This is a genomic window from uncultured Chloroflexus sp. (genome assembly GCF_937129525.1).
In the GTDB taxonomy this organism is placed as follows: domain Bacteria; phylum Chloroflexota; class Chloroflexia; order Chloroflexales; family Chloroflexaceae; genus Chloroflexus.
This window is the reverse complement of sequence record NZ_CAKZNK010000062.1, coordinates 1-12,716: the sequence shown is the minus strand read 5'-3', so window position 1 is coordinate 12,716 and position 12,716 is coordinate 1. Positions and strand designations below refer to the sequence as shown.

The 12,716-nt window shown below is 58.7% G+C and carries 11 protein-coding genes; 5 read left to right on the top strand and 6 right to left on the bottom strand.

Annotated elements, in window-relative coordinates; genetic code table 11:
* Window positions 1-13: 13 nt before the first annotated feature.
* The 5 genes from Q0650_RS07280 (at window position 14) to Q0650_RS07260 (ending at window position 7,436) form a co-directional block, all read left to right on the top strand.
* Complete coding sequence (locus Q0650_RS07280) at window positions 14-2,566, top strand: heavy metal translocating P-type ATPase (protein ID WP_298817398.1); 2,553 nt, start codon at window positions 14-16, stop codon at window positions 2,564-2,566.
* Between the two features lie 225 nt (window positions 2,567-2,791).
* Entirely contained in the window at window positions 2,792-3,430 is a 639-nt protein-coding gene (locus tag Q0650_RS07275) for an HD domain-containing protein (protein ID WP_298817396.1), read from the top strand.
* Entirely contained in the window at window positions 3,427-4,725 is a 1,299-nt protein-coding gene (gene lysA, locus Q0650_RS07270; RefSeq protein ID WP_298817395.1) for a diaminopimelate decarboxylase, read from the top strand. The genes Q0650_RS07275 and lysA overlap by 4 nt, the downstream gene beginning before the upstream one ends.
* A gap of 65 nt (window positions 4,726-4,790) precedes the next feature.
* A complete protein-coding gene (locus tag Q0650_RS07265) occupies window positions 4,791-5,687 on the top strand; it encodes an ROK family protein (RefSeq protein WP_298817394.1) in 897 nt (298 codons plus the stop codon).
* Window positions 5,688-5,801: 114 nt separating this feature from the next.
* Complete coding sequence (locus tag Q0650_RS07260; protein ID WP_298817393.1) at window positions 5,802-7,436, top strand: amidohydrolase; 1,635 nt, start codon at window positions 5,802-5,804, stop codon at window positions 7,434-7,436.
* A 311-nt stretch (window positions 7,437-7,747) separates the two neighbouring features.
* Here the strand turns inward: Q0650_RS07260 and Q0650_RS07255 are convergent, their stop codons facing one another.
* From Q0650_RS07255 to Q0650_RS07230, 6 genes are all read right to left on the bottom strand, one after another.
* Complete coding sequence (locus Q0650_RS07255; RefSeq protein WP_298817392.1) at window positions 7,748-8,965, bottom strand: FAD-binding oxidoreductase; 1,218 nt, start codon at window positions 8,963-8,965, stop codon at window positions 7,748-7,750.
* 114 nt (window positions 8,966-9,079) lie between these two features.
* Window positions 9,080-9,457: a hypothetical protein gene (locus tag Q0650_RS07250; protein WP_298817391.1), complete on the bottom strand. Its 378-nt coding sequence runs from the start codon at window positions 9,455-9,457 to the stop codon at window positions 9,080-9,082.
* A gap of 57 nt (window positions 9,458-9,514) precedes the next feature.
* Window positions 9,515-10,114: an SCO family protein gene (locus Q0650_RS07245; RefSeq protein ID WP_298817389.1), complete on the bottom strand. Its 600-nt coding sequence runs from the start codon at window positions 10,112-10,114 to the stop codon at window positions 9,515-9,517.
* A 117-nt stretch (window positions 10,115-10,231) separates the two neighbouring features.
* Window positions 10,232-10,765, bottom strand: a complete 534-nt coding sequence (locus Q0650_RS07240; RefSeq protein WP_298817386.1) for a copper chaperone PCu(A)C — start codon at window positions 10,763-10,765, stop codon at window positions 10,232-10,234.
* An 81-nt stretch (window positions 10,766-10,846) separates the two neighbouring features.
* Window positions 10,847-11,215, bottom strand: coding sequence for a hypothetical protein (locus Q0650_RS07235; RefSeq protein ID WP_298817383.1), 369 nt, complete (start codon window positions 11,213-11,215; stop codon window positions 10,847-10,849).
* Between the two features lie 115 nt (window positions 11,216-11,330).
* Window positions 11,331-12,518 (bottom strand): GNAT family N-acetyltransferase, encoded by a 1,188-nt coding sequence (locus Q0650_RS07230; protein ID WP_298817381.1) that lies wholly within the window; start codon window positions 12,516-12,518, stop codon window positions 11,331-11,333.
* Between the last annotated feature and the right edge of the window lie 198 nt (window positions 12,519-12,716).

The window sequence follows — 12,716 nt, the reverse complement described above, 5'->3', positions numbered from 1 at the left end:
CGAGGTGAACATCATGGCCGAGCGTGAACTCATTCTACCGGTAACCGGCATGACCTGCGCGAGTTGTTCGACGCGGGTTGAGAAGGCGTTGCGCAAGACGCCGGGCGTGCTGAGCGCCGAGGTCAATCTGGCCAGTGAACAGGCGCTGGTTCGTTTTGATCCGGCGCAAACGCAGCCAATGGCATTGCAGGCTGCAATCGAGCGGGCTGGTTATGGTGTGGTTACCGATGAAATCACGCTGGCTATTACCGGCATGACCTGCGCGAGTTGTTCGGCGCGGGTCGAGAAGGCGTTGCGCAAGACGCCGGGCGTGTTGAGTGCCGAGGTCAATCTGGCCAGTGAACAGGCGTTGGTGCGCTATGTGCCTGGTATGGTCGATCTGGCCGGTCTGGCCAAAGCAGTTGAGCAAGCCGGTTACGGGGTCATTCTCCCAACCGCACAGGAAGCTGAAACCGAAGACGTTGAGGCGCGGGCACGCGCGCAAGATATGGCAATTCGACGACGGCGGTTGCTGGTTGGCGTCATCTTTGGATTGCCGCTATTTGCGCTCTCGATGGCGCGTGATTTTGGTTTGATCGCACCGTGGTTAATCGGTGAAGGCGCAGCAATGATGGCGACGATGGCCGGCGCAACAATGGCTGAAGTGATGACAATGGTCGCCGCGCGTGATGATCTGCTCAACTGGCTCTTTCTGGCCCTGGCAACGCCGGTACAGTTCTACTCAGGACGCGATTTTTACCGCTATGCCTGGCGCGCGCTCAAGCTGCGCACGGCAACGATGGATACCCTGATTGCGCTCGGTTCCTCGGCGGCCTATTTCTACAGTCTGGCAATCATGCTGAGCGGCGCTCCTGGTCATGTCTATTTTGAGACAGCCGCGCTCATTATTACCTTGATCCTGTTGGGTAAGTACCTGGAGACGCGGGCAAAGAGTCAGACTAGCGCCGCTATCAAAGCCCTGATCGGCTTGCAACCAAAGACCGCGCGCGTGATTCGCTCTGGCCAGGAAGTCGATGTGCCGATCGCTGAGGTGCGGGTCGGTGAGATGGTGATTGTGCGTCCCGGCGAGAAGATCCCAGTCGATGGCGTGATCGTAACAGGTGAGTCGACCGTCGATGAGAGTATGCTCACTGGCGAGAGTCTACCGGTTGAAAAACAGCCTGGCGATCCTGTGTTTGGGGCTACGATCAACCGCAGCGGCAGCTTCCAGATGCGAGCAACCAGGATCGGCAAAGACTCGGCGCTGGCGCAAATCGCGCGTCTGGTACAAGAGGCGCAGGGGTCAAAGGCGCCGGTGCAGGCGCTGGTCGATCGGGTATCAGCAGTATTTGTTCCGATTGTGATCGTGATTGCGCTGGTCACCTTTCTGGCCTGGTTGTGGGCCGGCGTCGGTTTGACACAGGCATTGATCTTTGCCGTAGCAGTGCTGGTGATTGCCTGCCCGTGTGCGCTTGGCCTGGCGACGCCGACGGCGATTATGGTGGGAACGGGTACCGGCGCGGCGCATGGCATCCTGATCCGCAATGCCGAAGCGTTAGAGCGAGCAGCAACGTTGCAGGCCGTGGTGTTTGATAAGACTGGTACGTTGACCGGGGGGCGACCAGCGGTGACCGATATGGTTGCAGTGGCGCAACCGGTATTGGCTCAGGCCGATACATCTGGCCTACCAGCCGATCTGGCCCTGCTCAGGCTTGCTGCCGCTGCCGAGAGTCGCAGTGAGCACCCGCTGGGAGTGGCAATTGTGCAGGCAGCACAGGCTCGTGGGTTGCCGATTGAGCGCCCGACCCGGTTTCAGGCGGTCAGTGGCTCCGGTGTCGAAGCTGAGGTCGCTGGCCAAACCATCTTAATAGGTACACCGGGCTGGCTGGCCGAGCGAGCTGTGGATGTCGCCGGAGTGTCGGCAACAGTTGCCCGGCTTCAGGCTCAGGGTAAGACCGCGATCGTTGTCGCCGTTGATGGTGAAGTGGCCGGAGTCATTGCCCTGGCCGATACGGTTAAGCCAACCGCTGCCGAGGCCGTAGCTGCGTTGCGCCGCGCCGGGCTAGAAGTGGCGCTGCTCACCGGAGATAACCGGCGCACGGCAGAGGCCATTGCGGCAGCGGTCGGGATTCAGGCACAGGCCGTCTATGCCGAGGTCAAACCTGACCAGAAGGCGGCGATTGTGGCCCGTTTACAGCAGGGAGAAGCCGGTCGCCAGACGCGGCATGTGGCTATGGTGGGGGATGGCATCAATGACGCGCCGGCGCTGGCTCAGGCTGATGTCGGAATCGCGATGGGGAGCGGCACTGATGTGGCGATGGAAACCGCCGATATTACACTCATGCGCAGTGATCCGATGGGTGTGCCGCAGGCGATTGCATTGAGTCGAGCGACAGTGCGAACGATTCGCTGGAATCTGTTCTGGGCATTTGCCTATAACGTCACGCTCATTCCGGTGGCGGCTGGCCTCTTCTATCCCCTGACCGGCTGGCAGTTGAGTCCGGTGCTGGCCGCAGCAGCTATGGCCTTCTCGTCGGTGTTTGTGGTGAGCAATTCACTCCGTTTGCGACGAGTGCGCCTGGGGTAAATCCTCTTGTTGGCGTGTCTGCGGTCTTGTGGTCAGTGCAGTAAGGTGAAACGGGCGTGTATCGCAATGATGGGAAAGGGTCGTGCCTCATGGCATACCCCTTTCCCATGTTTGTTGCTCGTGGCTAATCAAAGCTGTCGATTGCTTTATGAGCTTTCGTTATAATCGTGGTATCATATGCATTAGCACATATCCTTCCCCAATAACTATTCCAAAGGAGCTGCGATGCTCACCAATACAGCCCGTCAGATCATGCACGAATGGATAACCACAGACAGTTTGCGGAAACATTGTGAAGCTGTGGCGGCGTGTATGACCCATTTTGCTGTCAAGCAGGACGCCGATGTCGATCTGTGGACGGCGGTCGGTCTGTTGCACGACCTCGATTTTGAACGCTATCCGCACATGCCTGAAGCAGGGCCGGCGACAACGGCAATCGCTGAAGCACTGCTTCGCGGTGATGAGGTGCCCGCTGAACTGCCCGGTCACCCCTTCTACGGTGTGGCCTATCTCCGCGCGCAGGGATGGTCTCCAGAAATCTTGCGCGCTATCCTCAGTCACGCCGACTACAGCGGAATTTTGCCCGAATCGCCGCTGGAGCGCACTCTTTACGCGGTTGATGAGTTGAGTGGATTTGTCACTGCGGTTGCGCTGGTGCGTCCCGATAAGAGCATTCATAGCGTTGAGGTCTCGTCGGTGCGCAAAAAGATGAAGGATAAGGCCTTCGCTGCAAAGGTCAGTCGTGAAGGGATTGTCCACGGGGCTGAAGTGATCGGGATGGATCTTGATGCGTTGATCGGCGAGGTGATTGCTGCGCTGCGCGCGGCGGCTCCGCGCCTCGGTCTGGCAGGGATCAACGCATGAGCCTTGCGCCCCATATCTGGCCGGTAACGGCGACGGTGCAGGCCGGTCGCCTGTTTGTTGGTGGGTGTGATGTCATCGAATTGGCCGAACGTTTCGGAACACCGCTCTACCTGCTCGACGAGACAACGCTGCGTAGCGCGATGCGCGCCTATCGGCAGGCATTTGCCGCTGCCTACCCCGGCCCAACGCAGGTGCATTACGCCGGCAAGGCGCTGTTGAATACGGCGCTGGCGCAAATCGTGGCTCAAGAGGGATTGGGTCTCGATGTGGTATCGGCAACCGAGCTGCAGGTTGCCCGCTGCGCTGGTGTGCCGATGGCGCAGGTTCATTTGCACGGCAACGCCAAAACTGATGCCGAACTGGAGCGGGCAGTGGCATGGCAGGTGGGCGCAGTTGTGGTTGATAACCTTGATGAGCTGGCCCGGTTACGCGCTCTGAGCGGACTTTTGTCGGTGCCGCAGGGTGTCTTGTTGCGGATTGCGCCGGCAATCGAAGCCGATACTCACGCCCACATTGCAACCGGTGGCGCAGCGGCGAAATTTGGCCTGTCGCTGTCGGCGCTAGATGAGGCGGTGGCTCAAACGCTTGCCACGCCGGGGTTGCGCTGGCTGGGGTTGCACGCCCATATCGGCTCGCAATTATTTGCGCTCGATCAGGTGGTGGCTACCGTTGAGATCCTGGCTGCGCAGGCTGCGCGATTGCGCGATCGCTTTGGCATTACGCCGCTTGAGTTGAGTCCTGGTGGCGGTTTGGGTGTGCCTTACACTGCTGATCAGCCGGCAACCGATATTTACCATTATGCCCGGGTGGTGGGCGCAGCTATGCAGTCCGCCTGCGCGCGTTACGATCTCCCGCTGCCACGCCTGACCGTGGAGCCGGGGCGCTCGATAGTGGCCCAGGCTGGTGTGGCCCTCTACCGGATTGTGGCGCGGAAGGGGGCGCAATGGCTCCATATCGATGGCGGTATGGCCGACAATATTCGACCTGCGCTGTATGGAGCGCGTTACACGGCAGTGCTGGCGCATTGCGCCGACACGCTTGCCGACGTGGTTGTTAGCGTCGGCGGACGATACTGCGAGTCGGGAGATGTGCTCTTGCGCGAGGTTGCCTTGCCGTCAGCCCAACCTGGCGATGTGCTGGCAGTGGCGACCGCCGGCGCGTACACCCTCAGTATGGCCAGCAACTACAATCTCGTGCCCCGACCGGCGCTGGTGTTAGTGGGGAATGGGCAGGCTCGGCTGATTCAGCGTCGCGAAACCGAAGAGGATGTGCTCGCTCGTGATATAGCGCTGTGAGAAGTGCGATGTGCGCTCTTTGCTGGCGCGTCTGTTTGAGATTGCTGCAACGATGAGGTGTGGTGATGCCAACTCCACTTTACGGTGGGATTGAAGCGGGCGGAACGAAGTGGGTATGCGCAATTGGGACTGGGCCAGACGATATTCAGGCCGAGATCCGTTTCCCAACCACCACTCCTGCCGAGACGATTGGACGGGCTATCGAATTCTTCCGGGCGAATGGATCTGAACGACTGGTTGCCATCGGTGTTGGTTCGTTCGGGCCGGTTGATCTCAATCCAACCTCACCCCGTTACGGCTCCATCACGACCACACCCAAACCGGGTTGGGCCGATACCGATGTTGTGGGAACGCTGACTCAAGCGCTGAGTCTACCGGTGGGTTTTGATACCGATGTGAATGCAGCATTGTTGGGCGAACACCGATGGGGCGCGGCGCGCGATTGTGAGGTTGCCGTTTACATCACTGTTGGCACTGGGATCGGTGGCGGAGCGCTGGTTGGCGGGAAACTGGTACATGGGCTAATCCATCCGGAAATGGGACATATCCACCCGGTGCGCGATCCGGCTCGCGATCCGTTTCCTGGCATCTGCCCGTACCACGGTGATTGTCTCGAAGGGTTAGCCTGCGGTCCCGCTATTCAGGCGCGCTGGCAGATACCGGCTGAGGAATTGCCATCCGATCACCCGGCGTGGGAGCTGGAAGCCGATTATCTGGGGCAGGCAATGGCGACCCTGCTATGCATCCTCTCGCCAGAGCGGATCATCATCGGCGGTGGCGTTATGAGTCAACCGCAGATGTTCCCGCTGGTGCGAGCGGCAACCCAACGCTGGCTCAATGGCTACTTGCAGCATCCGCGCATTCTGGCACAGCCTGAAGCGTTCATTGTGCCGCCGGCATTGGGCGCGCGCGCCGGCGTTTTAGGGGCAATCGCGCTGGCTATGCAGGCGGTGGCCGGCTGATCCGAATGGCAAGCGATCGCTGAAGAGGCATCGCAGGGCCGGTCTGCCCTTGTTCATGCCTCGTTTCAGCGCCGATTTGAGGCGCTGAAATGTCGATCCTATCTGGAGGTTACTATGCTTCTCGCCCGCGATCTTGCTCCCGACCTGATCTTGTTCAACGCTACCATCTACACGCTCAACCCAACACTCCCACAGTGCCGCGCCGTTGCCTGCAAAGATGGGCGTATCGTCGCCGTGGGCGACGATGCAGATGCGCTGGCGCTGGCCGGCCCGGCGACGCGCCGGATCGATCTGGGTGGGCGGACGGTCATCCCTGGCATCAACGATGCTCACAATCACATGCTCGAGATGGGTCTGAAATTGGGGCGCATTGGCCTCGATGATTGCGACTCGATTGCCAAACTGGTTGAGCGGGTGCGAGCGGTAGCCAGCATAACGCCTCCCGGGCAATGGATTGTGGGTGAAGGTTGGAACGAATCGCTCTTTCGTGAGGGTCGATTGCCCAACCGACACGATCTCGATGCGGCTACCACAGCGCATCCGGTCTTGCTCAAGCGATTCTTCAACATGGACGTGGTGAATACCAGGGCGTTAGAGCTGGCCAGTGTGACCGCCGCTACCCCTGATCCGGTCGGCGGCAAGATCGAACGCGATCGCGATGGCACACCGTCGGGTATTTTGCGTGCCGCCGCCAAAGAATTGTGCCGCCGGTTGCTGCCTGCGCCGACTCAGGCTGAGTGTATCGCGGCGCTGGAAGCTGCGGGGAGAGCGTATCTCGCCTACGGGATCACCAGCATTCTCGACCCCGGCTTGCAACCCTGGGAGATTCAAGCATATCTGGCAGCGCGACGGGCAGGTCGCCTGCCGGTGCGGGCCAATCTGCTGATCTCATGGCACGGTTTCCGTGAAAGTGAAACTCGCGCCGAGCTGGAGGCGCGCGCGGTAGCGTTCGGCGGCCTGAGCGGATTTGGCGATGAATGGCTGCGGATTGGCGGTCTCAAGATGGCGATTGACGGTGGCACCACCTCGCATACGGCCTGGATGTTTCAGCCGTTTCTCGGCGAAGACCGGGTGTACGACTATAACCGGCTCGATCCGGAAGATTTGCGCGAATTTTTCACCCACGGCCATACCCTGGGCTGGGATATTGGCATTCACGCGATTGGTGATCGCGCTCATCATGAAGCAGCGCGCGCTTTTGCCGATGTATTGCGTGAATACCCGCGTGAGCACCGCCACAATCTCATTCACGGTTATTTTGCCACCGAAGAGAGTCTGCAACATATGGCGCGTCATGGATTGGCCGTCGTGATTCAACCCACCTTCATCTACTACGAAGGTGACGACCTCTTCCGTGACGTTGGGCCTGAATTAGCTGCGCGCTATAAACCGATGCGCACCTACCTTGATCGTGGCATTCGAGTCGTTGCAACCAGCGATGTGCCGAGCACCGTTCACTTTAATCCCTTCATCGGTTTGTACGCGCTCGTGACGCGCAAAAGCTGGAAAGGCACGCTGATTGCGCCCGATCAGGCGGTAAGTCGGGAAGAAGCTCTCTATGCCTGCACCGTGGCCGGTTCGTGGCTGACGCGCGAAGAGCATATTAAAGGGCCGCTTGCGCCCGGTTTTCTGGCCGATATGGCAGTGCTCGACCGCGACTACTTTACCTGTCCGGCGGAAGAGATCAAAGACATTCAGGTTGAAATGACAATTCTGGGCGGGCAAGTGGTGTATGAGCGCGACCGCTAAGTGAAGGGCAGCGGTTGTGTTGGTGAGAGGCAGACGTGACCAGGGCGGGCATAGGTGAGCGAGTACCGGCGAGCGGAATTGTACTCGGCTGATCTCCTGTCAGAGTTTGTTTGCTCGCTATCGCAGGGTGAAGTGAAGGGAGTCAGCTCAACGAGAATGTATTCACGGGTGCCGGTTATCTCCATTGCGCTCCCACGACCGGCACCGCGTTAACACTGCTTTGCGGTATGCAGGTAGTGGCTTGCGGTAGTTGAGCGAGCTTGTTCTGCTGCAACGTTGGCTTACGCTCGCTCGCAAACGGTGTTCACGTTTTACCAGATCAACGTCTCGCGCTCACAGCTTAACAACTCTAGCGCAGATGGTATTGTGCCGGTTTGCACTGCTTCAGCCAGATGGCGGCCAACGATGGCGGCAAACGGCATTCCATGGCCAGAAAAGCCTCCCACTGCAAAGAGATTGGGGAGCGGATTCGCCACGATTGGCAGATAGTCAGCGGTGAATGCCATCTGGCCTGACCAGCGCCGCTCAATGGCAATCCCGGCTAGCGTCGGGAAGAGACGGCCTAAACCGACCTCAAGCGCATGTTGCACGTCGGCGCTAACCTCGCCAGCGCTAACGCCAACATCCTGATCGGGCGCAACCGCGCGGCAGCCGCCGAATAAAACCTGACCTCCCGGCAACTGTTGCCCGTATTCGCCGGTTGGGGTCAAACTGGCGCCAAAACCGCACATTATAAATGGATCGACCGGCATGGTGCAGAGAACCTGTCCGCGCACCGGTTTGATGCGCTGGGACAGCTCCGGCAATACCTCGCCACTCCAGGCATTGATGGTAATAACGGCAGCGCCGGTAGCAACTGAGCCGCGACTGGTTATCAGGCGCAAACCGGTTTCGGCAGCAGTCACCTGATGAAGTGTCACGTTCCAGCAGAACTGCGCGCCGTAGCGGTCAGCAGCCTCAAGCAAACCGTACACCAGCTTGCCGGAATGGAGCGTGCCGGCGGCGGGGTTAAACCGGCCTCCGGTAATTGCGGCGCCCAGCGGTATCCGCACCAGTTCTTGAGCAGAATCACGGTCGAGCAGCGCCGCCGGGAATCCATCGGCTTGCAGGGCAGCGACGGTAGTGGCGGCAATTGTCAATTGGGCTTCGCCAATCGTCAGATTTAGATTGCCGTGCAGACGCAAATCGCAATCAATCCGTTCCTGTTCGATCAACTCGACCAGCAGTTGCTGACCGGCCAGACTCAACCCATACAATTCGCGTGTCGCCTGTTTGCCGTAGCGCGCGGTTGCAGCCAGATAGTTCTCGGCCAGACCGGCTGAGAGGATACCACCATTGTGACCACTTGCGCCGGCTGCCGGCCCTTGACGGTCGATAACCAATGGTTTGAGACCGGCGCGCGCCAGCCAAAGCGCGGTTGCTGCCCCCACAACACCGGCGCCAACCACAACCACATTGGCTGTCGCCGGAAGATCAATAGCCGGTAATGGCGGTCGATCGAGCGTGGCATGCCAGTGCGAGATCTGCATATGAATGTCCTTCTCGTCATTGAGCAGGTAAACACACCATTGCGTTTGAAGGAATTGAGCGCGTGAACCAGCTATGGTTATTGTACCGCAATATACCGGTTATAGCTCAATCAATCAACGCACTTCAATCCGCAGTTGCTCGCCTTGATGCACTGAACATACCAGCTCATACACTCCTGGCCCCCAGTAACGCTGCACAAAACGCTGACCGGGAACGATCCGAAACGGCCCGATAGTGACTTCGGCGCTATCGTTATTCTGAATCACCAGCGTGTCGTGTTGTCGCAGGTCAATGACGATCGTTGAGGGAAAGATATTGACCTCTTCACCGGCAGCCAGGCGAGCAGCAGTGCCGGGTGGAATCTCAAATACCAGTTGTCGTTGTCGATTGGTGGTTGCCTGCCAGAGCCAAAGGCCAACGGCGACAATGATGGCAACTGTAGTCAGTAAGATGACCACGCGCATCCGCGCGCTCAGGTTTAGCTGTCCCATTGCGTGTTCACTTCTTCCTGATCCGTAGATGTCTGGAACCGGCGGAATGTCGTCAGCTCACATACCTGGCGGATTGCGGAGCAAGGCCTGCACATCGCTCACAATATCATCGACCGGCGTGCCATGCGCCCAGAGCAACCGCCAGTTCCCGGCCTGGTCGATGGCGTAGATGTATCCTGAATGGTCGATAGTGTAGCCCAGGCCCGAATTGGGTAGATCACGCCGAATGACGGTCACGCCATAGTTTTTGTACGCCTGTTCTAGAACGGATCGATCACCATTCAGTCCAAGAAAGGTAGGGTTAAATGCTGCCAGGTAGCGTTGCATCAGATCAGGCGTGTCGCGTTCGGGATCGACCGAGACAAAAACCACCTGAACATTGGCCGCGTCGTTGCCGAGTTTTTCCATCACCCGTTTGAGATCGCCAAGCGCGGTAGGGCAGATGTCAGGACAATGGGTAAAACCAAAGAAGAGCAGAACCACCTTGCCGCGATAATTGCTCAATTGAAAGGCGTTACCAAACTGATCGGTGAGCGGCAACTCGGGTGCCGGGTTAGGCGGTTCGAGCACCGTGCCGCGAAATTCGTAGGCGCCACAACCGCTCAGTGCGAGCGCGGTGATCATCACGATGATGGATATAAGCCAGCGTTGTATCATAGAGGGTACCTGCGAATACTAACAGAGCGATTTGTTTCGCTCCCCCACTCTTCACGACAAGCGCAGAGAGTGGGGGAACCATCAACCATCCAACATCAACACTTCGTCACACTGGCGCTACGGCTTGCGCACCGGCGCTTTCACCTCAATTGTCTTGCCGCTGCGTGTAGTAAGCGTGATCGTCACTTCATCGCCTTCCTTGAGATCGCGATTCAGACCGATCAGCATCACGTGGAAGCTACCCGGTTTCAGCTCGACCTGGCCATTCGCCGGCACTTCAATCGCCTCAACCTGCCGCATCTGCATCACGTTATTTTCCATAATCACGTTATGCAGCTCCACCGATTTAGCAACGTCGCTCTCGGCTTTGACAATTGCATCAGCCGCGCCATTGTTGACCAGTACCATATACGCGGCGCTGACGGCGCTGCTCTCGCTCCCGTGACCGTGGTCACTCATTCCGGCCATCGGTGTGCTCTGCCCCATGTTCCCCATTGCTCCCGACTGATCGCCGGCTACGTTCATCATCGCAGCCCGCACCCACGGATCACGTACCGTAATTCCACCGGTCTGCGTTGTCTGGTTGGCCCCACATCCTGCCAGAGCCAGAGCCACAAACGCTGCCGTAATGAAGATCGCAATGCGTCGCATATGATCACCTCGCAAAAGAATCAAGAGAGTATCAACCTGCGCAGACAACCGGGCGCTGCGCGCTAAACGCGCAGTCGAACATCACGATGACGGTTGAGGCAGAGTTGTGCGAGGCGGCGGCGGTTCGGGAGTAACAGTGAATGATAGAAATGTCACTGGTTGCTCGGCCAGTAGTCGCTGCACGACAATGAGGAAACCGATGAACAAGGCGAGCGTAGACGACGCCATCTCATAGCGCACTGGCGGCGGCGAAGTTTCATGCTGACCGGAAGGGTGCGGCGCCGAGCAGAGAAAATGTTCAATTCCAGCCGGATTGTAGTCAGGCAGATAAAGACAATGAATGATACAGGCCAGTGCCGGCCACGGCCCGATCAGGAAGGCGAGCGTCCATAGTATGACGGCGCGGGTAGGGTTAAACGGCGCCGTGTTTGCGCTAAAATGCACAATCATCGAGAGCAGTATACAACAAATTGTTGCAACCGGGGTAGAGATCTCTTCACCGTTTCGCAATGGCTGCTGAGTTGGCGCAATGATGTGTTGTCGCGCGGCATTGCTGCCCTCTCATCTACCTCCAGGCCCACGGCCCCGCCGGTTTTCCGATCAAATAGTGATTGCCGACGGTGTCATTGGCCACAGCGTATATCAAATATTTTCCCGCTTCCCAGCCCACCCACCTCGCAAAAATGGTGTCTGTTGCATCGCGCCAGGCCGCTGCCAGAGTGACATCACGGTGTTGCAATGCTGTCCAGTTGGGGGGAATGGCGATTGCAATCCAGGGAGGATTGTCAGGCGCAGGCAACATCTGGGGGCCATCATTGAGCACAGCTACGCCAGACAGATCGGCAAACGTGAGACGCTCCCCACCATCAACCAGCCCGCGCCGGCCATGATCGCTGGCCGGTAGCCAGGTCACGATAAAGCGTGATGCCGTCACCACATTCAATTCATTCTGAACCGGATAATAGCCCCGCACAAACGCGCCGGCAACAGCGTGGAGCCGGTTGAAATTAAGAAGAGCATTCGGCAACTGCAACGGATCAACCGTCCACTGAATGCAGTGAAGACCGCGATCCAGCGCGGCCTGCGCTTGCGCTCGTTTCAGGCGCGTAGCCAGGCCGTGGTTGCGGTATGTCGGATCAACGGCCATAACCTGTGACTCGACAGCCAGCTCACCGCCAACTGGCGACATACTGCCGAAGCGTAGAAAACCGAGCAAGAATCCGGCCAGTCGATTGTCTACAGTTGCCACCAGAGCAGTAGCGGGGCCAAATTCGGCACTGAACAGATCGCCGGGGTAGGGCTGGCTTCCCCACACAGCGCGGTAGAGTGCGGCAATGGCGGGCAAATCAGTTTCCTGTGGCGGTCCAATCCAAACGCCGGCAGGACGCGGTTCCGGCGACGCAAAGGTTACTCCATCGCCGGGACGATAGATTACAACCGGCAGAGGGGCCAGCGCGACGCTCACGGCTTCATCACACAATTCGCGGTCAAGCTCATGAAGGCGTAAAGTATAGCATCGCCGACCATCAGGCATGATGTCACGTGGAAAGAGAAGACCGCCACCGACAAGTTGGTTATCGTCGTAAAACGCCACCACCATGCCACCCATTCGGGGAAAGGTGCTTTTGACAAAATGGGGTGGTAGCAGATCGAGATTGTGTGGCGCGCCAAACTGTTTCCAGAGTTCATCGATGGTCTGGTTCCAGTGACTGCCGGTCGGTTCGAGCAGGTGAGCAATAAGTGACATAGGCATACGGTGGCACACAGGCTTACTGACGTTATCAGCCATATTGTATGCGATGGCAGGATGTTCGTCGTGGCATGCTGTGCCCGCTCACGTCTCTCTGAGCACGGCGCGCTGCGGAAAGCGGGTTGCCAGCGTCTGTGCCGGGTCGCGCTTGCCCGCATCTCAACGCGCAGCGGGCGGGGGGCGCGCAACCTTGCCGGTCAC

Coding starts and splice junctions, on each gene's coding strand:
- Q0650_RS07250 (WP_298817391.1), bottom strand. CDS start 9,457: ATGGGACAGCTAAACCTGAGCGCGCGGATGCGCGTGGTCATCTTACTG.
- lysA (WP_298817395.1), top strand. CDS start 3,427: ATGAGCCTTGCGCCCCATATCTGGCCGGTAACGGCGACGGTGCAGGCC.
- Q0650_RS07260 (WP_298817393.1), top strand. CDS start 5,802: ATGCTTCTCGCCCGCGATCTTGCTCCCGACCTGATCTTGTTCAACGCT.
- Q0650_RS07280 (WP_298817398.1), top strand. CDS start 14: ATGGCCGAGCGTGAACTCATTCTACCGGTAACCGGCATGACCTGCGCG.
- Q0650_RS07275 (WP_298817396.1), top strand. CDS start 2,792: ATGCTCACCAATACAGCCCGTCAGATCATGCACGAATGGATAACCACA.
- Q0650_RS07235 (WP_298817383.1), bottom strand. CDS start 11,215: ATGATTGTGCATTTTAGCGCAAACACGGCGCCGTTTAACCCTACCCGC.
- Q0650_RS07240 (WP_298817386.1), bottom strand. CDS start 10,765: ATGCGACGCATTGCGATCTTCATTACGGCAGCGTTTGTGGCTCTGGCT.
- Q0650_RS07255 (WP_298817392.1), bottom strand. CDS start 8,965: ATGCAGATCTCGCACTGGCATGCCACGCTCGATCGACCGCCATTACCG.
- Q0650_RS07230 (WP_298817381.1), bottom strand. CDS start 12,518: ATGCCTATGTCACTTATTGCTCACCTGCTCGAACCGACCGGCAGTCAC.
- Q0650_RS07245 (WP_298817389.1), bottom strand. CDS start 10,114: ATGATACAACGCTGGCTTATATCCATCATCGTGATGATCACCGCGCTC.
- Q0650_RS07265 (WP_298817394.1), top strand. CDS start 4,791: ATGCCAACTCCACTTTACGGTGGGATTGAAGCGGGCGGAACGAAGTGG.